The 22,163-nt window shown below is 64.2% G+C and carries 21 protein-coding genes; 10 read left to right on the top strand and 11 right to left on the bottom strand.

Annotation, left to right across the window (positions count from 1 at the left end; genetic code table 11):
* Nucleotides 1-23: 23 nt before the first annotated feature.
* Nucleotides 24-824: a hypothetical protein gene (locus C7449_RS16630; RefSeq protein ID WP_108004023.1), complete on the top strand. Its 801-nt coding sequence runs from the start codon at nt 24-26 to the stop codon at nt 822-824.
* Nucleotides 825-981: 157 nt separating this feature from the next.
* On the opposite strand, the gene C7449_RS16635 is transcribed toward C7449_RS16630, so the two are convergent.
* Nucleotides 982-2,526 carry a calcium-binding protein gene (locus tag C7449_RS16635; RefSeq protein WP_108004024.1) on the bottom strand — a complete coding sequence of 515 codons (1,545 nt, stop codon included), beginning with the start codon at nt 2,524-2,526 and terminating at the stop codon, nt 982-984.
* A gap of 403 nt (nt 2,527-2,929) precedes the next feature.
* On the opposite strand from C7449_RS16635, the gene C7449_RS16640 reads away from it, so the two are divergent.
* Nucleotides 2,930-3,862: a ribose-phosphate pyrophosphokinase gene (locus C7449_RS16640; RefSeq protein WP_108004025.1), complete on the top strand. Its 933-nt coding sequence runs from the start codon at nt 2,930-2,932 to the stop codon at nt 3,860-3,862.
* A gap of 136 nt (nt 3,863-3,998) precedes the next feature.
* On the opposite strand, the gene C7449_RS16645 is transcribed toward C7449_RS16640, so the two are convergent.
* Nucleotides 3,999-4,718, bottom strand: a complete 720-nt coding sequence (locus tag C7449_RS16645; RefSeq protein ID WP_170115918.1) for a sulfotransferase domain-containing protein — start codon at nt 4,716-4,718, stop codon at nt 3,999-4,001.
* Between the two features lie 239 nt (nt 4,719-4,957).
* On the opposite strand from C7449_RS16645, the gene C7449_RS16650 reads away from it, so the two are divergent.
* The 3 genes from C7449_RS16650 (at nt 4,958) to pth (ending at nt 7,801) form a co-directional block, all read left to right on the top strand.
* Nucleotides 4,958-6,151, top strand: coding sequence for a benzoate/H(+) symporter BenE family transporter (locus C7449_RS16650; RefSeq protein WP_108004027.1), 1,194 nt, complete (start codon nt 4,958-4,960; stop codon nt 6,149-6,151).
* Between the two features lie 166 nt (nt 6,152-6,317).
* Entirely contained in the window at nt 6,318-6,935 is a 618-nt protein-coding gene (locus C7449_RS16655) for a 50S ribosomal protein L25/general stress protein Ctc (RefSeq protein ID WP_108004028.1), read from the top strand.
* A 152-nt stretch (nt 6,936-7,087) separates the two neighbouring features.
* Nucleotides 7,088-7,801 carry an aminoacyl-tRNA hydrolase gene (gene pth / locus C7449_RS16660; protein ID WP_108004029.1) on the top strand — a complete coding sequence of 238 codons (714 nt, stop codon included), beginning with the start codon at nt 7,088-7,090 and terminating at the stop codon, nt 7,799-7,801.
* Nucleotides 7,802-7,903: 102 nt separating this feature from the next.
* On the opposite strand, the gene clpS is transcribed toward pth, so the two are convergent.
* A complete protein-coding gene (gene clpS, locus C7449_RS16665) occupies nt 7,904-8,215 on the bottom strand; it encodes an ATP-dependent Clp protease adapter ClpS (RefSeq protein ID WP_108004030.1) in 312 nt (103 codons plus the stop codon).
* Between the two features lie 319 nt (nt 8,216-8,534).
* On the opposite strand from clpS, the gene ychF reads away from it, so the two are divergent.
* The 3 genes from ychF (at nt 8,535) to C7449_RS16680 (ending at nt 10,670) form a co-directional block, all read left to right on the top strand.
* Nucleotides 8,535-9,638, top strand: a complete 1,104-nt coding sequence (gene ychF, locus C7449_RS16670; protein WP_108004031.1) for a redox-regulated ATPase YchF — start codon at nt 8,535-8,537, stop codon at nt 9,636-9,638.
* A gap of 92 nt (nt 9,639-9,730) precedes the next feature.
* Nucleotides 9,731-10,216, top strand: a complete 486-nt coding sequence (locus tag C7449_RS16675; RefSeq protein WP_108004032.1) for a MaoC family dehydratase — start codon at nt 9,731-9,733, stop codon at nt 10,214-10,216.
* Complete coding sequence (locus C7449_RS16680) at nt 10,203-10,670, top strand: MaoC family dehydratase (protein ID WP_108004033.1); 468 nt, start codon at nt 10,203-10,205, stop codon at nt 10,668-10,670. Before C7449_RS16675 ends, C7449_RS16680 begins: the two co-directional genes overlap by 14 nt.
* A 21-nt stretch (nt 10,671-10,691) precedes the next feature.
* Here C7449_RS16680 and C7449_RS16685 read toward each other — a convergent pair whose 3' ends face one another.
* The 6 genes from C7449_RS16685 to C7449_RS16710 form a co-directional block, all read right to left on the bottom strand.
* Complete coding sequence (locus tag C7449_RS16685) at nt 10,692-11,234, bottom strand: adenine phosphoribosyltransferase (protein ID WP_108004034.1); 543 nt, start codon at nt 11,232-11,234, stop codon at nt 10,692-10,694.
* Nucleotides 11,235-11,360: 126 nt separating this feature from the next.
* Nucleotides 11,361-12,236: a cytochrome c1 gene (locus tag C7449_RS16690; protein WP_108004035.1), complete on the bottom strand. Its 876-nt coding sequence runs from the start codon at nt 12,234-12,236 to the stop codon at nt 11,361-11,363.
* A 29-nt stretch (nt 12,237-12,265) separates the two neighbouring features.
* Nucleotides 12,266-13,540, bottom strand: coding sequence for a cytochrome b (locus tag C7449_RS16695; RefSeq protein ID WP_108004036.1), 1,275 nt, complete (start codon nt 13,538-13,540; stop codon nt 12,266-12,268).
* Nucleotides 13,541-13,554: 14 nt separating this feature from the next.
* Complete coding sequence (gene petA, locus C7449_RS16700) at nt 13,555-14,133, bottom strand: ubiquinol-cytochrome c reductase iron-sulfur subunit (RefSeq protein WP_108004037.1); 579 nt, start codon at nt 14,131-14,133, stop codon at nt 13,555-13,557.
* 252 nt (nt 14,134-14,385) lie between these two features.
* Entirely contained in the window at nt 14,386-16,254 is a 1,869-nt protein-coding gene (locus C7449_RS16705; protein WP_108004038.1) for an ABC transporter ATP-binding protein, read from the bottom strand.
* Nucleotides 16,255-16,550: 296 nt separating this feature from the next.
* Nucleotides 16,551-18,404: an ABC transporter ATP-binding protein gene (locus tag C7449_RS16710; protein WP_108004039.1), complete on the bottom strand. Its 1,854-nt coding sequence runs from the start codon at nt 18,402-18,404 to the stop codon at nt 16,551-16,553.
* A 469-nt stretch (nt 18,405-18,873) separates the two neighbouring features.
* Between C7449_RS16710 and C7449_RS16715 the strand changes: the two genes are divergently transcribed.
* Entirely contained in the window at nt 18,874-19,335 is a 462-nt protein-coding gene (locus C7449_RS16715) for a tRNA (cytidine(34)-2'-O)-methyltransferase (protein WP_108004040.1), read from the top strand.
* 27 nt (nt 19,336-19,362) lie between these two features.
* On the opposite strand, the gene C7449_RS16720 is transcribed toward C7449_RS16715, so the two are convergent.
* Together C7449_RS16720 and C7449_RS16725 are read right to left on the bottom strand one after the other, a co-directional pair.
* The gene (locus C7449_RS16720) at nt 19,363-20,646 is read right to left on the bottom strand and encodes a hemolysin family protein (RefSeq protein ID WP_108004041.1); all 1,284 of its coding nucleotides are present in this window, start codon (nt 20,644-20,646) and stop codon (nt 19,363-19,365) included.
* 139 nt (nt 20,647-20,785) lie between these two features.
* Entirely contained in the window at nt 20,786-21,046 is a 261-nt protein-coding gene (locus C7449_RS16725) for a hypothetical protein (protein ID WP_108004042.1), read from the bottom strand.
* Between the two features lie 167 nt (nt 21,047-21,213).
* Between C7449_RS16725 and hemF the strand changes: the two genes are divergently transcribed.
* Complete coding sequence (gene hemF, locus C7449_RS16730; RefSeq protein WP_108004238.1) at nt 21,214-22,125, top strand: oxygen-dependent coproporphyrinogen oxidase; 912 nt, start codon at nt 21,214-21,216, stop codon at nt 22,123-22,125.
* Nucleotides 22,126-22,163: the final 38 nt, after the last annotated feature.

Consider the following 22,163-nt stretch of genomic DNA (forward strand, 5'->3'; position numbering starts at 1 on the left):
AGGCAACTTCTCGGGACGGAAGGATGCATGAACTGAAATCGCAGCTGGCGCTGGCCGGTCTTCTCCTTACGCTTGCGGGCTGCAACAGCACCGACGCGCTGATCCCGCAGGTCGATGTCGGCGGCGGCCTTGCCCCGTCGTCTCCCGTGACGCAGCGCGACCTCGACCAGATGAGCGCCGAAACACGCCCCATCGGCAGCGCGCAGGCGACCGCCATGGCATCTTCCGGCCGCATGCAGACCGCAGGGACGCTGGAGGCCCAGGCCGACGCCCTGGCCCGCAACGAGGCCAACCCGGTCGCAAGCGGCGACAGCCCCTATGCGTTGGCAGAGGCGCCGGGCCCCGCCAAGGAGCCAGGCAGGCAACAAGCGGCCGAGGAGCCGGCCGGCGAGCCGGCCCGGCAACCCGCCAGGACGCGCGGGACCACCGAGGCAGCCGCGCTAACCCCCGCCACGGACGGCGAGAGCATCCGCTTCCTGCCCATCATCGGCGCACCTGTCGAAGCCGTCACGCCGCTTTCCAGGCAACTCGGCGCCCAGGCGCGCGCCAAAGGCCTGACGATCAAGAGTTCCTCCGACAATACCAGCCGGTACATCCTCAAGGGCTATTTCTCCGCAATGGCCGACGGCGGCAAGACCACGGTCGTCTACGTCTGGGACGTGCTGGACGGCTCGGGCGCCCGGCTCCACCGGATCCAGGGGCAGGACAGCGTCGCTGCCACGGCGAAGGATCCCTGGGCCGCCGTGCCGCCCGGGATGATGGAAGCGATCGCCCAGCGCACCATCGAGCAATACCTCAGTTGGCGCAGGCAGGGCGGCGGCTAAAGCATGTCGCGTCCCTAGATCGCTGCATGCTTTACCCCCTCGTATTCGCCTGTCCGGCGCCAGTCCCCTTTTCGAAGACATGCCAAGCAGCGTCGCCCCCACCCGCGAGCGCGCGGAAGGGGATCGCCGGCGGCCATACGGTTCGCGCGGTTTGCAGTCAGGCAAACAGGAAATCGTCCGCGCGCAGCTTGTCGACGCCAGCGACCGTGATGTCGTCGTCGGCAGTGAAGCGGATGATACTGTCTCCGCCGGCCACCTCGATGTCCAGGTCGTCGAAGGTGTGAATGCCGCTCGCCGCAAAGGCGGTCAGGTCGATCCTGTCGCCGTCCCGTTCAAACTCGAGCGTGTCGTGGCCGTTGCCCGGCGCGAATATGAACCAGTCCGCATCGCGACCGCCGATCAGGTGGTCGTCGCCGGTACCGCCGGTCAGCCGGTCCTTTCCGCTACCACCGTCGAGGACGTTTGCCGACCCGCCGACCACGGTCAGCCTGTCGTTTCCGGAACCGCCGTGCAAGAGGCTCGTTCCGGCGGAGCCCTCCGCCACGGTTGCAACCAGCACGTCGTTGCCACCGCCGCCATCCAGCCGGTTCTCAGCGGTGGAGCCGTCCGTCACCGGTTGCGAGGCCGCCACGGAAAGGAAGGCCTCGAGCCGATCGTTGTCGCCGCCTCCTTTCAAGACATTTGCGGCGTTGTACAGATCGTGCCCGTTGCCAAAACCTCCGTGGGCTTTCACATCGAGCCGGGCCGACAGGACGTCGCGTCCCGTGCCCCCATCCAACAGGTTCAGCGCCGATACGGAGCCGCCGAACGCGGCGGACTCGGCCGCAAGGCGATCATTACCACTGCCGCCGTGAAGGCGGCTGGTCACGTCGGTGATCGTGTTCTCACCGTCGGTGGAGTGGATCGCTTCCAGGACATCGTTGCCGTCGTTGCCCCACAACTCGTTGATCCCCACCGGTTTCGCCGAATTGGAGTCGCTCAGGTTGAAGGCGTGCAGAGTATCATTACCCCGCCCGCCCCGCAGGGTGTTAGAAACGAGCTCGGTTCCGTTCGACACGCCCCTGGCGATCGCCTCGATCACATCATTGCCGTCGCCGCCACTGAGGTCGTTGATCGCTCGCGCCTCGATTCCGCTGAAGAATGTTTCGGCACGCGCAGTGATGTGATCATCACCGCGACCGCCGTCCACAGTATTCCTGGCGTCGTTGCCGCTCACGGCGCCCCGGCTGTCCGCAACGGCATTGATCCTGTCGTCGCCGTCGCCGCCGAACACCGTCGTGGTCACCGTCACATCGCCGAACACCGCCTTCGCGACGTTCGCAACCGCATTGATGGTGTCGTTTCCCTTTCCGCCGTCGAGCAACACCTCCGCCCGCCCGCCGCCGTCCGAAGACACATCCCCGCCCTGCAGCGTCACCGTCGCGTCAAGCTTGTCCCGGCCGGCGTCGCCGAACTGGATTGCAAGCCCGTGCACGGCACTGCTGCCCTGTAGCGGCACGACGACCTTCGTCGTCAGTTCGTCATTGTCTTCACCACCGATCAGAGCCGTACGGTTGAACGTGCTTCCCAGCTTGTCGTTGCCGCGATGCCCATCGACTATGTCTCCCTCTGCCCGTGCATCGAGATTGTCGGTGTTTCTGGTTCCGGAAATTGTGTCGTTGACAGGATCAATCAGCGAAAGCCACTTCTTCTTGCTAGCCATTTTCGCCTCCCTTGAAACACTGATCCGCACGCATCACAAAGCGCAGCCGGCCCGCAGGCAGACGCTGCTTGCGCCCGGCGGCAAAACGTGCGGCTATTGTGTGAACAGACTAGAATGCAGCCAGAGCAGTCCTTTGTCCACGCCTCCAAAGGCAGGTAATATACTCTGGGTTCAGCCGAAAGGCTTACCCTCTACTGGCGTGCCGAGAACAGCCGAGCCGCGGGTGGTCACTGAACCCTCGGTTGCAAGGGGCTTGTTCTTGCCAGGAAAATTCAGTCGTGCCGGGTACGTCGCCGAAACCACGGCGGAAAAACCCTGCGGCACGGGACTTGCATTCACGGTCGGGGACGCTAAAAGGCAGCCCATCAGCAATATCGTAGGCCATCACACAGGCGGACCATAGATGAAGGTTTTCGCGGGCAACTCGAACCGGCTGCTGGCCGAAGCGATCTGCAACTATCTCAATGTCCCCCTCGGCCGCGCCAGCGTACGCCGCTTCGCCGACCAGGAGATCTTCGTCGAGATCCAGGAAAACGTGCGCGGCGAGGATGTCTTCGTCGTCCAGTCGACCTCGTTCCCGACCAACGACCACCTGATGGAACTGCTGATCATGATCGATGCGATCCGGCGCTCGTCGGCCCGCCGCATCACCGCCGTGATCCCCTACTTCGGCTATGCCCGCCAGGACCGCAAGCCCGGTCCGCGCACGCCGATTTCCGCCAAGCTCGTCGCCAACCTGATCACCGAAGCCGGCGCCGATCGCGTTCTCACGCTCGACCTGCACGCCGGCCAGATCCAGGGCTTCTTCGACATCCCGACCGACAACCTCTACGCCGTGCCCATCCTGGCGCGCGACGTGAAGGAGAACTACGACCTGAAGAACGTCATGGTCGTCTCGCCGGACGTCGGCGGCGTGGTCCGCGCCCGGGCGCTTGCCAAGCGCCTCGACTGCCAGCTGGCGATCGTCGACAAGCGCCGGGAACGTGCCGGCGAATCCGAGGTGATGAACGTCATCGGCGAGGTGACCGGCAAGGACTGCCTGATGATCGACGACATCGTCGATTCCGGCGGAACGCTCTGCAACGCCGCCGAGGCGCTGCTGAACAACGGCGCCACCAGCGTCACCGCGTACATCACCCACGGCGTGCTTTCCGGCGGCGCCGTCGCCCGCGTCACCTCCTCCAAGCTCAAGGAACTGGTGATCACCGACAGCATCCAGCCAACGACGGCGGTGCAGTCGGCCCACAACATCCGCGTCATCACCACGGCGAACCTGCTCGGCGAGGCGATCAACCGCACCGCTGCCGAGGAGTCCGTGTCCAGCCTGTTCGACTGAGCAGGCTCGGCCAGGCAACGTCCCAAAAGGTCACTGGACGGCATTGTCGGTCGATGACCTGAGAAGGTGCCGCGCTTTAGTGCACACCAGCCCAGACCCAAGGCCGGGTCGCGTCAAAACGCGACCGCTTGAAGCGTCAGCCGTACTTCGAAGTCCAATTTTCGAGCCAGCCCCTGGCGCGATCGAACCGGCCGCTTTCCGCCAGCGCCTCGACGTCCGGCCGCATAGCGGCCCAGTATCGCCGCTCCTCATCCTCGGTGAGGTGCCGGCCCTTCTTCTGCCTGACATTCAGGGCCCGGACGTCCGTTGGCTCTTCAAAGGGTATGCCGACGAACTCATGGATCCTGCGTACGGCGTCGACCGGTTTCCGGCAAAGGTCGTCGAAATCCAGCAACAGCAACGAATCCGAGAGGCCGGCCTCGGCAAAGCGTTGTATGTGCTTCCAATATTGCGAGATGTCGATCAGGCGACGCGCGGCCTTCTCCCCGTTCACGTCCCGCCCGATGTGCAGGTTGTGCGCGATGTGCGAGTCGATCCGCTCGATCGGATCCCGCAGGATATAAATCAGGCGCGTCCTCTTGGGGAGCGAGGCGATGCGGGTCTCGCAGCCATTGGCCATGTGGGTCTTGGTGTAGTTGGGCGAGGCTTCCAGCGTCCAGGTCCGCGACAGGAGCCTGCGCCTGAAAAAGTAATTGTAGGACCGGTTGCGGTTGTAGAGGAAGTAGTCAAGCTCCTTCGGGCTTCTGTAGCCGTTGTCGAAGGAGGTCATGATCTGCCGGTGCTGGGACAGAAGGTGATAGAGCGTTGTCGTACCCGCCTTCATTGCCCCGATTACGATGATGTGGCCTACATGCATGCTGCTTGACCGCCTGCTATCCACGATAATCGGCAGCATAGCGCATCTTTCCTTAGGGCGTGAAGCATCGGGGTGCCGTGAATCTTGCTTGCAGGTGCGGCATCGGCTGCGGGCCGCCCCCAGACTGCGGCGCGCAACTCCCTCCGGAGAAGCGCGCGCGCGACGGCTGGCGTAGTTTCGTATCGGCGAAAAGTTGTGCTAGGACGGGTTCGCTGCCATCAACAACCTCCGCACCCGCCATGCTTCGCGATTTTTCCGCCCAAGCGCTCTTCATGGGCCTGCTGACCGCCTTCGTCGGCTTCGCCAGCTCCTTCGCCGTCGTCCTGCACGGGCTCACCGGGGTCGGCGCCAGCGAGGCTCAGGCCGCCTCCGGGCTCATGGCGCTCTCCATCTCGATGGGGGTCTGCGCGGTCGTGCTCAGCGCCTGGACGCGACTGCCGGTCTCGATCGCATGGTCGACCCCGGGTGCGGCATTGCTCGCCAGTTCCGGTGCCGTCGAGGGCGGCTTTGCCGCGGCCGTCGGCGGTTTCCTGGTCTGCGCAGCCCTGATCGTGGTCGCCGGCCTCTGGAAGCCGTTGGGGCGCATGGTCGCCGCCATCCCGGCGACGCTCGCCAATGCCATGCTCGCCGGCGTCCTGCTCGGTCTCTGCTTCGCGCCGGTGAAGGCGATCGGCTTCGAGCCGCTGTTCGGACTGCCGATCGTCGCCGCCTGGGTGGTCGTCGGCGCCATCAACCGGCTCTATGCGGTACCCGCCGCGGTACTCGCCTTTGCGCTCGTGCTGGCCTTCGGCATCGACGTACCGGATGGCGCGTTCGCGGCGTTGGCCCACGGCCTGTTGCCGAAGCCCGAACTCGTGGCGCCGGTGTTCAATCTTGCCGGTCTCGTCAGCATCGCGCTGCCTCTCTTCATCGTCACGATGGCCTCCCAGAACATCCCCGGCATCGCGGTCCTGAAGGTCAACCATTACAATCCGGTGCCTGGCCCGCTCTTCGCCGTCACCGGGATATTCTCGCTCCTGAGTGCGCCATTCGGCGGCCATGCTGTCAATCTGGCCGCGATCACCGCGGCGATGTGCGCGGGCGAGGACGCCCATCCCGATCCCCGCCGCCGCTACTGGGCAGCGATTAATGCCGGCATCTTCTACCTGATCTTCGGCCTGCTCGCCGGGGCGGTCACCGGCTTCGTCAGCCTTGCGCCGCCGATCCTCATCCAGGCGGTGGCGGGCCTGGCGCTGATCAGCGCGCTCGCCGCATCGGCGACGAACGCCTTCAAGGAGCCGGAGACGCGGGAGGCTGCGGCCCTCACCTTCCTCACCACCGCCTCCGGCGTCAGCTTCGGCGGCATCTCCGGCGCCTTCTGGGGTCTTGTCGCCGGCGGTCTGATGATGGGGCTGAACCGGCTGCTCGCCACGCGCCGGGCCCGCAAGGTCTAGGGCTCGCCGCCCTTGCAATTGCCGGCATTCTCGGCTATGCGACCCCGTCCGCGCAGACACCCTTGGAGGCAACGCGGATGAGGCTTTCCAGAAATCCTCAAGTTTCGCGCGGCCGGCCCGAGCCATGACCGTCGGAACTCTCCAGTAACACTTGAAAGGTCATGCTATGAGCAACGCATCCTACGAGCTCAAGGCCCAGACGCGCGAACGGGTTGGTAAGGGGTCCTCCCGCGAGCTGCGCCGCAACGGTCTTATCCCTGCCGTCATCTATGGTGACAAGAAGGCCCCGCTTTCGATCGCCCTGTCGACGAAGGAAATCACCCAGCGCATCCACGCCGGCGGCTTCATGACGACGGTCGCGACGATCGATGTCAACGGCGAGAAGATCCGCGTCCTGCCGAAGGTCTACCAGCTCGATCCGGTCCGTGACTTCACCATGCACGTCGACTTCCTGCGCGTTTCGGCCGACAGCAACGTCACCGTCCAGGTTCCGGTCCACTTCATCAATGAAGAAAAGTCCCCGGGCATCAAGATCGGCGGCATGCTGAACGTCGTCCGTCACGAGATCGAACTGCACTGCCCGGCCAACGCCATTCCGGACGCCATCACCATCGACCTCGACGGTCTTAAGATCGGCGACAGCATCCACATTTCGCAGGTGACCCTGCCGAAGGGCACGAGCCCGGTCATCGCCGACCGCGACTTCACCGTTGCCACCATCGTTGGCACCGCTGCCGCGAAGGAAGAGGAAGGCGAGGGCGAAGGCGAAGCAACGGCCGAATAAGGCGTTCGCCAGCTTTGCAGACCATCGGGCCCGCCTTCGCCACGGAGGCGGGCCTTTTCGCATCTGCCCGGCCGCTCCCCGCAAAAAGGTTGACATTCGCGGCGATTGGCTGTGGTTGAAGCGGAAGAACCGAACAGACGCGAGCCCGTCCCATGCTGATTATCGCCGGTCTCGGCAATCCCGGCCCGAAGTACGCCGCCAATCGCCACAACATCGGCTTCATGGCGGTAGACGCGATCCATCGCAAGAATCCGTTCTCGCCCTGGTCGAAAAAATTCAAGGGCGAGATCGCGGAGGGCGAGCTGGCTGGCGAGAAGGTGCTGCTCATCAAGCCGCAGACCTTCATGAACCTTTCCGGCGAGTCCGTCGGCGAGGCGATGCGCTTCTACAAGCTGTCACCCAAGGACATCGTTGCGATCTACGACGAGCTCGACCTGGCGCCGGGCAAGGCCCGCATCAAGACCGGCGGCGGCCACGGCGGCCATAACGGCGTGAAGTCGCTCGACGCCCATTGCGGCAAGGACTACCGGCGGCTGCGACTCGGCATCGGCCATCCGGGCGTGAAGGAACTGGTGCACAACCACGTGCTCGGTGACTTCGCCAAGGCCGACCAGGCCTGGCTCGAGCCGCTGCTCGACGAACTCGCGCTGAACGCCGCCATGCTGGTACGCGGCGAGGATTCGCAGCTGATGAACAAGCTGGCGCTTGCGGTCGGCGGCACCGCGGACGACACGGCAAATCCCGAAAAGAAGCCGGCCGCCCAGTCCCATATCCGCCAGGCGCGCAACCACGCGCAGCCGAAGCCGCTTCCGGCGACTGGCCCCATGGCAGAAATGTTGAAGAAACTGCTCGGCAAGGCGGACTGAGACAGATGGTCGGATAAAGGTTCGGCGCAATCTGCTACAAGCCTTCTCCTAAGCCGCCCGCCCGCCTTTGACGGAAGACCTGCACGAGCCAGCAGCGCGCCGCTACTCCTCCGGCTCGGTCGTGAAAAGCAGCGGAAAGCCGGCCTCCTTGGCCAGATCCACCGCCTCGGTCGCCTTTGTCTCGGCGATGTCGCGGGCGCAGACGACCACAACGCTGGTCCCCATCTTGTGCGCCGTCATCATGACACGATAGCCGGTTTCCTCCGACATGCGAAAAACCGCGCGCAGCACGAGGATGACGAACTCGCGCGGCGTGTAGTCGTCGTTGATGAGAATGACCTTGTAGAGCTTCGGGCGTTTCAGCTTCGGCTTGGTGGCTGACTTCGGCTCGAGCGCCGTGTTCCTGTTGCTCATCGGAGGATCCTCTCCTGATGATCGCGGCCGACCGGCGTGGGTCCCGTCGGCACATCTTGCTACGTGAAGTCCGCTGCGGCAAGTGCGGCGGCAGAATTCCGACGCAACCCTTGCCGCCGGGGAGGAGATAGTCTCGGCCTGTTTCGCGGAGGATTTTTGCCGCTTTCCTGTCGAAGGTCGCGAATACTCGCCCCGCCGAGCCTGCCGTTTTCGAAAGCGTTGCCCCCATACTTCCGCATTTCCGTCCGCAGACTTGACCATCCCTTGCCCTTCCCCCATAGCGGGGGCACAGAATTCCAGACACGGACGGACCATTTCCATGGGTTTCAAATGCGGTATCGTCGGGCTGCCCAATGTCGGCAAGTCCACCCTGTTCAACGCGCTGACCAAGACCGCTGCCGCACAGGCGGCGAACTATCCCTTCTGCACCATCGAGCCCAACACCGGCGAAGTCGCCGTGCCCGATCCGCGCATGCAGAAGCTCGCCGAGATCGCGGGATCGAAGGAAATCATCCCGACGCGCATATCCTTCGTCGACATCGCCGGCCTCGTGCGCGGCGCCTCCAAGGGTGAAGGCCTCGGCAACAAGTTCCTCGCCAACATCCGCGAGGTCGACGCGGTGGTGCATGTGCTGCGCTGCTTCGAAGACGACGATATTACCCATGTCGAGGGCCGCATCAATCCGGTCGGCGATGCCGACACGATCGAGACCGAGCTGATGCTCGCCGACGTCGAAAGCCTCGAGCGCCGCGTCGAGCAGACCCGCAAGCGCGCCACGGGCAAGGACAAGGATTCCATCGCGCAGCTGCCGGTCATGGAAGCGGTGATCAAGCTCCTGAACGAGGGCAAGCCGGCCCGTCTCCTCCTGAAGACGCTTGCACCAGAGGAAATCGAAGTCCTGAAGGGCCTCAACCTCCTGACGTCGCACCCGGTCCTCTATGTCTGCAACGTCGCCGAGGCCGACGCCTCGACCGGCAACAAGCACACCGAAGCCGTCGCTGCCATGGCCAAGGATCAGGGCGCCGAATGCGTCATCATCTCGGCGGCGATCGAATCCGAGGTCGCCCAGCTTCCGGAAGAAGAGGCAGCCGAATTCCTGTCGGCGCTCGGCCTTGAGGAGGCCGGCCTCGACCGCCTGATCCGCGCCGGCTACCACCTCCTCGACCTCATCACCTACTTCACCGTCGGCCCCAAGGAGACGCGCGCCTGGACCATCGTGCGCGGCACCAAGGCGCCGCAGGCCGCCGGCGTCATCCACACCGATTTCGAACGCGGCTTCATTCGCGCCTTCACCATCTCCTACGACGACTACATCGCCTACAAGGGCGAAGTCGGCGCCAAGGAAGCCGGCAAGGGCCGCGACGAAGGCAAGGAATACGTCGTCCAGGACGGCGACGTGATCCACTTCCGCTTCAACACGTAGAACGAGCGCGACGATCGTAGTCTTGCCTATGTGACGAAAATGGAAATGATGCCCGCGACCGCAATCGCGGGCATTTTCACGAGGGCCGCCAGATGACAAGCGCCAATCCGCTTCTGACCTTCGCAGACTTCCCCGTAGGCAAGCGGTTCGACTTCCCCGGCCGCACAGTGACGGCCGCCGAAATCGTCGCCTTCGCCCAGGAGTTCGACCCGCAACCGATGCATGTCGACGAAGCGGCCGGCAAGGCGAGCATCCTTGGTGGCCTGTCCGCCTCCGGCTGGCATACCAGCGCAATCATGATGCGCATGCTGTGCGACAGCTATATCGACCAAACCGCAGCGGAGGGATCGCCGGGCGTCGACAGCATGGAATGGAAACGGCCGGTCCTCGCCGGCGACATCCTTTCCGGGCATTGCCGGGTCGTCGAGGCCCGCCTCTCGCGATCGCGGCCGAGCATCGGCATCGTCCGTTTTATCGCGGAGGTCACCAACCAGCGCGGCGAGACGGTTGCGCTTTGCGACTATGCCAACATGATCCGCATCGACGGCGGGGAGGCCGCCGCCCATGCGAATGGCTGAACTCTATCCGCAAAACGAAAGGCTCGTTCTCGGCTCGCACCACTTCGCCGCCGAGGACATCATCCGCTTCGCGCGCAAGTTCGATCCGCAGCCCTTCCATCTGGATGCCGAGGCGGCGAAGCAGTCGCTGTTCGGCGGCCTCTGCGCATCTGGCTGGCACACCTGCGCCGGCTGGATGAAGACCTTCGTCGCCTTCTGGGCCGCGGAGTGCCAGCGCCTGAAGCAGGACGGCATCACGCCGCCGGAACTCGGCCCCTCCCCCGGGTTCAGGAACCTGCGCTGGTTCAAGCCGGTGTTCGCCGGCGACACGATCGCCTATACAGTGACGCTGCTATCCTCGCGCCAATCGGCGTCGCATCCGGGTCGGCTGATCAATACGATGCTGTGCGAAGGAACGAACCAGCATGGGGAGCCGGTCGTCCGCTTCGAAAGCACCGTGCTGGAGTTCATCTGACGCGGCAGGCCGAGCCGGGGATCAATGCCCCTCATAGGCAACGAGCGTCCGCACTTCGACGCCGAGCTCCTCCAGCTTTACGCGCCCCCCAAGGTCGGGCAGGTCGATGACGAAGCAGGCGGCGACGATGTCGGCGCCGAGCTGCCGTAGCAGGTTGACCGCCGCGACCGCCGTCCCGCCGGTGGCGATCAGGTCGTCGACCAGGATGACCTTGTCGCCCGGCTCCAGCGCGTCCTTGTGCACCTCCATCTCGTCCACGCCGTATTCCAGGCTGTAGGCGATCCGCACCGTCTCGCGCGGCAGCTTGCCCTTCTTGCGGATCGGGACGAAGCCGCAGGAGAGCTGGTGCGCCATGGCGCCGCCGAGGATGAACCCGCGGGCCTCGACGCCGGCGACACGGCCCACGCCCATCCCCGCATAGGGATGCACCAGTTCATCGACGGCGCGGCGGAAGGCGCGCGGATTGCCGAGCAGCGTGGTGATGTCCCGGAACACGATCCCAGGCTTCGGGTAATCGGGAATATTGCGGATCGCCGCGATCAATTCATCGTGGAGCGTGTTCATGGTCGGGTTCCGTGTGGCGATCAGGGATGAAAGGAGACGGGGAACGGCTGCCGATTGCAAGGGGATTCATCGGCGCATCAAAAAAGGCGGCACCGGGCCGCCTTTTTCGTGTGGCACAAGAACAGCTCAGTGTTCCTTGTTGGCGTAGACCGACTTCTTCGTCAGGTAGATCAGGCCGGTGAAGATCAACAGGAACACCATCACCATGAAGCCGGTGCGCTTGCGCGCCTCCAGGTGCGGCTCGGCAGCCCACATCAGGAATGCCGATACGTCATGGGCGTACTGGTCGACCGTCTGCGGCGCGCCGTCGTCATAGGTGACCTGGTCGTCGGACAGCGGCTTGGCCATGGCAAGCGCCGCGGCGCTGGCGAAGTACGGGTTGTAGTGCGTGCCTTCGGCGACTTCGACGCCTTCCGGGGGATCCTGGTATCCAGTCAGCAGCGAGTAGATGTAGTCCGGCCCGCCCTCCTGATACTGGGTGAAGATGTCGAACACGAACTGCGGGAAGCCGCGGGTAACGCCGCGAGCCTTGGCGATCAGCGAGAAGTCCGGCGGCGCCGCACCGTTGTTGGCGGCAGCGGCCGCCTCGTGGTTCGGGAACGGCGACGGGAAGTAGTCGGACGGGACGGCCTTGCGAGTGTACATCTCGCCGTCGCTGTTCGGCCCATCCTGAACTTCGTAGTTCGCGGCGAATGCCTTTACCTGCGCTTCCGAATAGCCAAGGTCGCCCAGCGTGCGGAAGGCAACCAGGTTCATCGAGTGACAGGCCGCGCAGACTTCGGTGTAGACCTTCAGGCCGCGCTGCAGCTGGCCCTTGTCGTACTTGCCGAAGGGACCGGCGAAGGACCAGTCCTGTTCGCGAGGCTTGTTGATCGGATAGTGCGGCGTGGCGTGTTCCGCCTCCGCACCAGCCGCGGCTTTTCCGTCCTGCGCGGTGGCGATCGATACGCCGAGGCCGGCGACGACTGCGAGCGACAGAATGCTTGCAAGAAGCTTTTTCATTTTCTTCGGTTCCTTTCGTCGCGTCGCGATCAGGCCTTGGCCAGCTTTGCCTTGGCGTTCTTCTGTTCCAGAACCGCTTCCGTGATGGAGTTCGGAATGCGCTTCGGGGTCTCGATCAGGCCGAGGACCGGCATGATGACGAGGAAGAAACCGAAGTAGTAGAGCGTGCCGAGCTGCGAAAGGATGACGTAGATGCCTTCTGCGGGCATGGCGCCGAGGTAGCCGAGCATGATGGCATTGGCGACGAAGAGCCAGAAGAACAGCTTGTACCACGGACGGTAGACCGCCGAACGGACCTTCGAGGTGTCGAGCCAGGGCAGGAAGAACAGGATGATGATCGAACCGAACATCACCAGGACGCCGCCGAGCTTGGAGTCGATCGGGCCGATGTTGAAGGTGATGGCGCGCAGCATCGCGTAGAATGGCAGGTAGTACCATTCCGGAACGATGTGGGCCGGGGTCTTCAGCGGGTCGGCCGGGATGTAGTTGTCCGGGTGGCCGAGGTAGTTCGGCATGTAGAAGATGAACCAGGCGAAGACGATCAGGAAGACCGATACGCCGAGGGCGTCCTTCAGGGTCGCATAGGGGGTGAAGGCCACCGTGTCCGTCTTCGACTTGACCTCGACGCCGGTGGGGTTGGTCTGGCCGGTGACGTGCAGCGCCCAGATGTGCAGGACGACGACGCCGGCGATCATGAAGGGCAGCAGGTAGTGCAGCGAGAAGAAGCGGTTCAGCGTCGGCTGGTCGACGGCGAAGCCGCCGAGCAGGAACTGCTGGATCCACTCACCCACCAGCGGGAAGGCCGAGAAGAAGCCGGTGATGACGGTCGCGCCCCAGAAGGACATCTGCCCCCACGGCAGCACGTAGCCCATGAAGCCGGTCGCCATCATTAGGAGGTAGATGACCACGCCGAGGATCCAGAGGATTTCGCGCGGCGCCTTGTAGGAGCCGTAGTACAGGCCACGGGCGATGTGCAGGTACACGGCAATGAAGAAGAACGACGCACCGTTGGCGTGCATGTAGCGCAGCAGCCAGCCGTTGTTGACGTCGCGCATGATCTTTTCGACCGAGGTGAAGGCGACTGTCGTGTCGGCGGCGTAGTGCATGGCCAGCACGACGCCGGTCAGGATCTGCGCAATCAGCATCACCGACAGCATGGCGCCGAAGGTGTAGGCGTAGTTCAGGTTGCGCGGCACCGGATAGGAGACAAAGCTGTCATGGATCATGCGCGGCAATGGCAGCCGCGAATCGACCCACTTCTCGATGCCGGTCGTCGGCTGGTAGGTGGAATGTTCAGCACTCATAATCAGTATTCCCCTCAACCGATCTTGATGACTGTGTCTGACACGAAGGCGAAGGTCGGCACGTGGAGGTTTTCCGGCGCCGGACCTTTGCGGATGCGGCCGGCCGTGTCGTAGTGCGAGCCGTGGCAGGGACAGAACCAGCCGCCGAAGTCACCAGCCTGGCCGAGCGGAACGCAGCCGAGATGGGTGCACGAACCGATCATGACGATCCAGTTCTCCTTGCCCTGGCCAGCCGAGCGGTCGAGGTCGGTGGCTTCCGCGTCGGCCGCGATGTTCGCGTTCCGCGCGACGGGATCCTTCAGATCGGAGAGCGGAACCGCCTTGGCCTCTTCCACTTCCTTGTCGGTGCGATTGCGGATGAAAACGGGCTTGCCGCGCCACTTCGCCGTCAGCGACATGCCGGGCTCGAGGCTGGAAACGTCGACCTCGATCGAGGCCAGCGCGAGCGTCGAGGCGTCCGGACGCATCTGGTCGATGAACGGCCAGGCAACTGCAGCCGCGCCCACGGCGCCTGCCATGCCTGTCGTAAGATAAAGAAAATCGCGACGCGTGGGTTCTCCCGCGGTCCCGCTTGTTGTGTCGTGTTCGCTCACGGCCTGACCATCCTCTCACGCAAAGTCTGCGGTACCCGCAAAAACCTTTTCGAGGCCAGGAATCCAGACACAATCCGGCCATAGATTCCCCGCCAATCCGGCGCGTTCTATGCTTGAACGCAACTTATGTCCAGTCTTGGCAGGCGCAGGTGGGCACATTGTCGCGGGGAAAACCAATGGGTTGCATTCGGCATCGCAGCCCTCGGAGTGCCCTGCAATGGCAAGGCCGTCCAGGCTGATCCCATCACTGCCCTATTCAGCCGCCTCCTCGCGGGCGAGGAAGCCGCCCGACTGCCGGGCCCAGAGCTCGGCGTAGAGCCCGCCGCGGGCGACAAGGGTGGAATGGGTGCCCTGCTCGACGATCCTGCCCCGATCCATGACGACCAGCCGGTCGAGGGCTGCGATCGTCGAGAGTCGGTGGGCGATGGCAAGCACCGTCTTGCCATGCATCAGCCGTTCCAGGTTCGACTGGATGGCGGCTTCCACTTCCGAATCGAGCGCCGAGGTCGCCTCGTCCAGCACCAGGATCGGCGCGTCCTTCAGCATCACCCGAGCGATGGCGATCCGCTGGCGCTGCCCGCCGGAGAGCTTGACGCCGCGCTCGCCCACATGCGCATCGAAACCTTTTCGGCCACGCTGGTCTTCCAGGTTGAGGATGAACTGGACGGCCTCTGCTCGCCTGGCGGCCGCGACCATTTCGGCTTCGGTGGCGTTCGCCTTGCCGAACAGGATGTTGTCGCGGATCGATCTGTGCAGCAGCGCGGTGTCCTGACTGACCATACCTATGTTGGCCCGCAGCGATTCCTGCGTGACCGTCGAGATATCCTGGCCGCCGACGACAATGCGCCCTCCCTCCAGATCGTGGAAGCGCAGGAGCAGGTTGACCAGTGTGGTCTTTCCGGCGCCGGAGCGGCCCACGATGCCGACCTTCTCGCCGGGCTGGATCACCAGCGAAAGATCCTCGATCACGCCGGACGGCCGCCCGTAGTGGAACCTGACATGCTCGAAGCGGATTTCCGGCTTCGTCACGACCAGCGGCACCGCGCCAGGGCGGTCGACGAGGCCGATCGGCTGCGAGATCAGCTCGGCGGCGTTCTGGATCGTGCCGATGTTGCGCATGATGTTGTTGAGCTGCGTCATCAGGCGGCTCAGCAGGAAATTCAGCCGCAACACCAGCGCCATGGTGAACGCGACCGCACCCGAACTGACGATCGATGCAAGCCAAAGATGCAGGCAGAGCACGCCCATTGTCGCGATCATGATGCCCGAGAGCAGGCCCATCGACGCGCGCACGCCTGTCAGGAAGCGGGTGAAGCGCAGGATCGTGTGCTGGTAGATCTCGAAGCCCTGCAGCATGTAGCGGTCGTTGACCTCGTCGCGACCGAAGAGCTTCAGCGTCTGGATGTTGGAATAGGCGTCCACCATGCGACCGTTCAGCATGGATGCCGCCTCGGCCGTCTCCTTCGCATGGTAGCGGATGCGCGGCACGAAGAAGCGCGCAAGCACGGCGAAAATGCCGATCCAGACGCAAACCACGGCCGCAAGGCGCAGGTCGAGCCGGCCGATCAGCACAAGCGTCGAGGCGGCGTAGATCGTCACGAACCAGACACTCTCCATGAAGGAGGTGATGACGTCACCGGTCGCCTGGCCGGCCGACCAGACCTTTGTGACGATGCGTCCGGAGAAATCGTTCTGGAAGAAGGAGAGCGACTGGCGAACCACATGGGCGTAGGCCTGCCAGCGGACCAGATTGTAGAAGCCGGGGGTAATGACCTGCTGGTCGAACAGCGCCGTCAGGAAGGTGACGCAGAAGCGGATCACGCCTATCAGCAAGAGCATCGCCAGGAGCTCGTAGCCATGTGCTGAGATCAGGCCGCTCCATCCATCGGAGGGCTTTATCGTCCCGAGAATGTCGACGAGGCGCCCCACGAACCAGAAGGTGGCGGCCTCGATCGCCGCGGTCAGCCCGCCAAGGACAAGCATGGCGACGAACGGACCGGGCGCCTGTCGCACATAGAACCAGGTGAAGCCGGTGAGGCTTGCGGGCGGACGAAGGTCATCGCTCCGCGCGAATGGCTTTATCCAGTTTTCGAAATAGGAAAAGATCGCGCGCAAAATCATGGCGCAGATATAGGTCGTTTCCGGAAAGCGGCAAAATTAATCTTCCTCAAGTTTCCGTGCACTGGCTTGCAGGCCGCAACCTGCTGACGCTCGGCGGCAACTGGGCGGGCGCGGCTGGCGGCTCATGGATGGGCTCTGATTGCGCCGCACCGACGCCGCTGCCCGCCGGGTTCCGCATCGCCGGGCGGCCCAGAGCAATGCCAGGTTCGCCAAGAGGCGCATTCACGCCGGAGCAAGATCATGCGACAGGACCGGCGCGCCGCGAGGGACGCGCCGATTTCGTTCGCGGCCCGGCGTCACTCCGCCGCCGCATCCGCCTTCTCGTCGTCGGCGATGAATCCACCGGACTGGCGGTTCCACAGGTCGGCATAGATGCCGCCGCGGGCGACCAGTTCGGCATGGGTACCCGTCTCGTGGATGCGGCCCCGGTCGAGCACGACCAGCCGGTCCATCTCCGTCAACGTCGACAGCCGGTGGGCGATCGCAATCACCGTCTTGCCTTCCATGAGCGCGAACAGGTTCTCCTGGATCGCCGCCTCGACCTCCGAATCGAGCGCCGAAGTGGCCTCGTCGAGGATGAGGATCGGCGCATCCTTGAGGAACACGCGCGCGATGGCGATGCGCTGGCGCTGGCCGCCGGAGAGTTTTACGCCGCGCTCGCCGACCTGTGCATCCAGGCCAGTCCGGCCCTGCTGGTCGACGAGATCCTCGATGAAGCTCCAGGCATTGGCGCGCTTGGCCGCCTCGATGATCTCCGCATCCGTCGCCTCCGGCCGGCCGTAGGCGATGTTGTCGCGGATCGAGCGATGCAGGAGCGAGGTGTCCTGGGTCACGACGCCGATCTTGCTGCGCAGGCTGTCCTGCGTGACCTCGGAGATGTCCTGCCCGTCGATGGTGATGCGGCCCTTCTCCAGGTCGTAGAAGCGCAGCAGCACGTTCATCATCGTCGTCTTGCCGGCGCCGGAGCGGCCGACGAGGCCGATCTTCTCGCCCGCCTTGATGGAGAGAGACAGGTCCTCGATCACGCCCTTGCTCTTGCCGTAGTGGAAGCCGATCCGATCGAACTCGATCGCGCCCTTCCTGGCGGACAGCGGCTGCGCGTGCGGACGGTCGGTGATGTCGTGCGCCTTCGTCATCATGCCCATGCCGTCATAGACGGTACCGATGTTCTCGAACAGCGCGGTCACTTCCCACATCACCCACTGCGACATGCCGTTAATGCGCATGGCAAGGCCGACGGCCACCGCCACGGCACCGACCGAAACGTCGCCCGCCATCCAGAAGTAGATGCCGACCGCCGCAGTGAGGAACATCGTCATGACGTTGTTGACATCAATCAGGATGTTGAACCGCGTGATGAGGCGCATCTGCTTGTGCACGGTTTGCAGGAACTCGTCCATGCCTTCGCGGGCATAGGTCTCCTCCCGGCCCGCATGCGAAAACAGCTTCACGGTCGCAATGTTGGTGTAGCTGTCGACGATCCGGCCCGTCATCATCGAACGCGCATCCGCCTGCGCGCGTGAAACCGCCATGAGTTTCGGCACGAAATAGCGCAGGATGCTGACATAGAAGACGAACCACACAAGCAGCGGCACGACGAGACGCAGGTCCGCCGAGGCGATGATGGCGATCATCGAAACGAAGTAGCTCACCACATAGATGAAAACGTCGATGATCTTCATGACGGTCTCGCGCACGGCGAGCGCCGTCTGCATCACCTTCGTCGAGACGCGGCCGGCGAACTCGTTGGCGAAGAAGGTCATGCTCTGGCGGATCAGGTAGCGATGCATCTGCCAGCGGGCGATCATCGGGAAATTGCCCGCCAGCGCCTGATGCATGGTCAGCGTATGCAGCGCGCCGAAGCCGGGAATGATGACGAGCAGCAGCAGCGCCATCCAGACCAGCGTATTGCCCTCGCGGGCAAGGAACGTGCTCGGATCACCAGCCGAGAGCCAGTCGACGATATTGCCGAGGAACCGGAACAGCATCACTTCCGCGATCCCCAGCACCATGGAGCAGAAGCCAAGCAGCACCAGCCACGGCGCGGCCGGCCGCGTGTAGTGCCAGAGGAAGGCAAGAATACCCTTCGGCGGCAGTGTCGGCTCCGCGGCAGGATAGGGATTCAGTCTGCGTTCGAACCAGCCGAACATGGGTCATCTCCGAAATTTGCCCGGGGGCGCGCGGCATGGCCTTCGCCACAGCGAAAGGCCTGACGGGAAGCCCGGGAGACCGCGGAGCAAGCAACAGGGTCGCTCACGGTCGATTGAAAATTCAAGTTTGAAAAAGCGCCGAGCGCCTAGGCGAGACGGTAAGTGATGCCGTCAAGGAGGCGTGGTCGATATGCTGTGTCCATACGGATGCCTCCCTGTTCTCGCGTTGAAGATGAGCCTTGTTACAGTGAAATACGACGTTTTGCCAGAGGAAACCGCCAGAAATCGCACCATTGCAGGTCGCTGTTGCCGGATCGGCACAACCTGAATGCTTCGCTGTCGGCCGCAAAGTCGTCAGGTCGGTTGCCGGCACTGGCGGCGCAACGACAAGCGCTGCGGCCGCGAGCGGCGCAAGTGCGATCCGGAATTTTGATTCCGATACGCGGGCTTATGCGCTAAGGCGAAACTCATGTCTGATCTCCGCATCGCCCTCTACCAGCCCGACATCGCCGGCAACACCGGCACGATCCTGAGGCTCGCAGCCTGCCTGGGGATCGGCGTCGACGTCATCGAACCGGCCGGCTTCGACCTGTCCGATCGCAGCCTCAAGCGTGCCGGCATGGACTACCTCGCCGCCGTCACGCTTACACGACACGTCACCTGGGCCCGTTTCGAGGCATGGCGGGCGGAGAGCGGCCGGCGGCTGGTGCTCGCCTCCACCAAGGCAGCCTTGTCCTATGTCGTCTTTGCCTACCGACCCGACGACATCCTGCTCTTCGGACGCGAGAGCGCCGGCGTTCCCGATGCCGTGCACGACGCCGCCGATGCGCGTGTGTTGATACCGATGGTCCATGGCCAGCGGTCGATCAACGTCGCCATGTCGGCGGCGATGATCACCGGCGAAGCGCTGCGCCAGACGGGCTTCGGCTGAGACAGGCAGGGCGCGCGCAGCGGCGACCTACTCCACCCGGCTTGCCAGCAGCTTGTCGATACGGCGCCCGTCCATGTCGACAATTTCGAACTGCCAACCCTGGGTCTGGACGATCTCGCCGGTCACCGGCAGATGCTGCAGCACGTCGATGATGAGGCCGGCGGCGGTCTGGTAGCTGCGGCTGTCGGCAAGCGTCAGGCCCAGGCGGTCGGCCAGTTCGTCGATCGGCATGGAGCCGGAGATCAGCCAGGAGCCGTCGGCGCGCTGGACGGCATAGTCATCCGCCTCCCCCTCGCCGATGTCGGATCGGAAGACTCCGGCGATCGCCTCGAGCACGTCGGCCGGGGTGAGCACGCCTTCGAAGTGGCCGTACTCGTCGTGGACGAGCAGCATGGGCACGTCCGAGGAGCGCAGCGCCTCGAGCACCCGCATCGCATCCATGCTGTCCGGGATGACGGGCGCCTGGCGGATATAGCTTCTGATGTCGAAGGGCGCCCCGGAGGAGACCGCCGGCAGGAGATCGCGTATCTGCAGGATCCCGATCACCGATTCGATGCCGTTTTCGCTGACCGGAAGGCGCGAGTGCTGGCTGGTGAATATCTGCTGGCGGATTTCGTCGCGATCATCGCTCAGGTCGATCCAATCCACGTCCTTGCGCGGCGTCATCAGGCCGCGGGCCTCGCGGTCGGAGAAGCGCATGACGCCGGCGATCATGCTCTGCTCGCCGCTTTCGATGACGCCGGCCGCCTCGGCCTCGGCCATGACGGCCTTGATCTCCTCGTCGGTGACGACGCTTTCCGGCGACTGGTGGAGGCCGAGCACGCGGAAGATCAGCCGCGACGAGCCGTCGAGCAGCCAGACGAACGGGCCGCCGAGCTTGGAAAAGAGCGCCATGGCGGGGGCGACCGCGCAGGCGAACCGCTCCGGGTTGCGCAAGGCGACCTGCTTGGGCACGAGTTCGCCGACCACCACGGAAAGATAGGTGATGACGGTGATCACGATGCCGTAGCCAAGCGGACCGGCAAGCCAGGCCGAAACGCCGGCCGCCAGCAGGATCTCACCGAGGCGGAGACCGAGCGCCGCTCCGGACACGGCACCGGCCAGGATGCCGACGAGCGTGATGCCGATCTGGACGGTCGAGAGGAACCTGCCCGGGTTTTCGGCAAGCCGCATTGCCGTCTCGGCCCCACGCCTGCCCTGGGCTGCGAAGGTCTTCAGGCGGACCTTGCGCGACGAGACGATGGAGAGTTCAGATAGGGCAAACAGCCCGTTGATGACGATGAGGACAAATGCAATCGCAAGCTCGAACAAGCCGTGTTCGCCGGACGCATTTCTCGAACCGGCACCTTTCTGCTGTTTCAGGTGGCCGCAATTTATGAGGCGCGAGACTTAGGGTCAACACAATCCTTGCCGTCCCGCCGCCGCAGGCGACGCCGGCCTGCCTGCGGCTTCAGTCCGCGCTCGGCAGGCGCCGCATCGTAAACTCGATGCAGTCGCCCTCCAGCGGCCGCCAGCTCTCGACCTCGGTCCAGTAAGCGGCCTTCGGCCAGGTGTCGAACCACTCGCGGGCCTTCTGGCGCGCGGCGGTACGCTCGAGGCGGAAGGTCTCGCGGATGAAGTGGCCCTTCTCCTGCGCCGAACGGGAGCGCCTGCTCTGTTCGATCCGCCGCTTCAGTCCGTCGAGGGGCGGCGGGCCTGGAATACGCGCCATTCGAAATCCTCCGGCAGCACATTCATGACGTAAAGATAGGATGTCGCCATGGCTTTGGCGAGTCCCGGCCAAAAGCCGGGCAGGTTGCCAAGCGCCGCGGAAAAATGGGAAGTGTGGCGAAAATTCGATTCGGCCGTAGAATGCAGGCCGGCATTGAGGAAAAGACCATGGAAAGACCCGAACTGCCGCAGGGCCTGCCGGACGACATCGAGGACAGGAAGGCGCGGGCACGCACCTGGTTCGAGACACTGCGCGATCAGCTTTGCGCGGCTTTCGAGACGCTCGAGGAGGAACTGCAGGGACCGCTGAGCGATCGCGAACCCGGCCGTTTCGTCGGCCGCGACTGGCTGCGCGACGGCGGCGAAGGCGGCGGTGGCCGCATGTCGATGATGGAGGGCCGCGTCTTCGAGAAGGTCGGCATCCACACCTCGACCGTCCATGGCGAGTTTTCACCCGAGTTCCGCGGCCAGATTCCCGGCGCCAGCGAGGACCCTCGCTTCTGGGCCTCCGGCATCTCGCTGATCGCACACCCGGTCAATCCCAACGTGCCGACCGTGCATATGAACACGCGCATGGTCGTCACCACCAGCCACTGGTTCGGCGGCGGCGCCGACCTGACGCCGATGCTGAGCCGCAGGCGCACGCAGACCGATCCGGACACGGTGCTGTTCCACCGCGCCATGGAGATCACCTGCAACCGCCACCCTGTCGCCGACTATGGCAAGTTCAAGACCTGGTGCGACGAGTATTTCTTCCTCAAGCACCGCAACGAGGCGCGCGGCATCGGCGGCATCTTCTACGACTGGCTGCACTCGCCGGCGGAAGCCGGCGGCTGGGAGGCGGATTTCGCCTTCACCCAGGACGTCGGCCGGGCGTTCGGCCTGGTCTATCCGAAGATCGTCCGGACCAACTTCAACAACGGCTGGACGGAAGAGGACCGCGACGAACAGCTCGTCCGGCGCGGCCGATACGTCGAGTTCAACCTGCTGTACGACCGCGGCACGATCTTCGGCCTGAAGACGGGCGGCAATGTCGAGTCGATCCTTTCCTCGCTGCCCCCCGTCGTGCGCTGGCCCTGAGGACATTCGGCCACCCGATACGCCATCCGGATATCGTA

This window comes from Mycoplana dimorpha (assembly GCF_003046475.1).
Classification (GTDB): Bacteria; Pseudomonadota; Alphaproteobacteria; order Rhizobiales; family Rhizobiaceae; genus Mycoplana; species Mycoplana dimorpha.

What these genes read in the sequence shown, in the direction of transcription:
- C7449_RS16695 (WP_108004036.1), bottom strand. Translation starts at nt 13,540, where the DNA reads ATGAGTGCTGAACATTCCACCTACCAGCCGACGACCGGCATCGAGAAG.
- C7449_RS16635 (WP_108004024.1), bottom strand. Translation starts at nt 2,526, where the DNA reads ATGGCTAGCAAGAAGAAGTGGCTTTCGCTGATTGATCCTGTCAACGAC.
- C7449_RS16645 (WP_170115918.1), bottom strand. Translation starts at nt 4,718, where the DNA reads ATGCATGTAGGCCACATCATCGTAATCGGGGCAATGAAGGCGGGTACG.
- C7449_RS16690 (WP_108004035.1), bottom strand. Translation starts at nt 12,236, where the DNA reads ATGAAAAAGCTTCTTGCAAGCATTCTGTCGCTCGCAGTCGTCGCCGGC.
- C7449_RS16655 (WP_108004028.1), top strand. Translation starts at nt 6,318, where the DNA reads ATGAGCAACGCATCCTACGAGCTCAAGGCCCAGACGCGCGAACGGGTT.
- pth (WP_108004029.1), top strand. Translation starts at nt 7,088, where the DNA reads ATGCTGATTATCGCCGGTCTCGGCAATCCCGGCCCGAAGTACGCCGCC.
- C7449_RS16705 (WP_108004038.1), bottom strand. Translation starts at nt 16,254, where the DNA reads ATGATTTTGCGCGCGATCTTTTCCTATTTCGAAAACTGGATAAAGCCA.
- C7449_RS16630 (WP_108004023.1), top strand. Translation starts at nt 24, where the DNA reads ATGCATGAACTGAAATCGCAGCTGGCGCTGGCCGGTCTTCTCCTTACG.
- C7449_RS16650 (WP_108004027.1), top strand. Translation starts at nt 4,958, where the DNA reads ATGCTTCGCGATTTTTCCGCCCAAGCGCTCTTCATGGGCCTGCTGACC.
- clpS (WP_108004030.1), bottom strand. Translation starts at nt 8,215, where the DNA reads ATGAGCAACAGGAACACGGCGCTCGAGCCGAAGTCAGCCACCAAGCCG.
- hemF (WP_108004238.1), top strand. Translation starts at nt 21,214, where the DNA reads ATGGAAAGACCCGAACTGCCGCAGGGCCTGCCGGACGACATCGAGGAC.
- C7449_RS16685 (WP_108004034.1), bottom strand. Translation starts at nt 11,234, where the DNA reads ATGAACACGCTCCACGATGAATTGATCGCGGCGATCCGCAATATTCCC.
- C7449_RS16640 (WP_108004025.1), top strand. Translation starts at nt 2,930, where the DNA reads ATGAAGGTTTTCGCGGGCAACTCGAACCGGCTGCTGGCCGAAGCGATC.
- C7449_RS16725 (WP_108004042.1), bottom strand. Translation starts at nt 21,046, where the DNA reads ATGGCGCGTATTCCAGGCCCGCCGCCCCTCGACGGACTGAAGCGGCGG.
- C7449_RS16715 (WP_108004040.1), top strand. Translation starts at nt 18,874, where the DNA reads ATGTCTGATCTCCGCATCGCCCTCTACCAGCCCGACATCGCCGGCAAC.
- C7449_RS16680 (WP_108004033.1), top strand. Translation starts at nt 10,203, where the DNA reads ATGCGAATGGCTGAACTCTATCCGCAAAACGAAAGGCTCGTTCTCGGC.
- C7449_RS16710 (WP_108004039.1), bottom strand. Translation starts at nt 18,404, where the DNA reads ATGTTCGGCTGGTTCGAACGCAGACTGAATCCCTATCCTGCCGCGGAG.
- C7449_RS16675 (WP_108004032.1), top strand. Translation starts at nt 9,731, where the DNA reads ATGACAAGCGCCAATCCGCTTCTGACCTTCGCAGACTTCCCCGTAGGC.
- ychF (WP_108004031.1), top strand. Translation starts at nt 8,535, where the DNA reads ATGGGTTTCAAATGCGGTATCGTCGGGCTGCCCAATGTCGGCAAGTCC.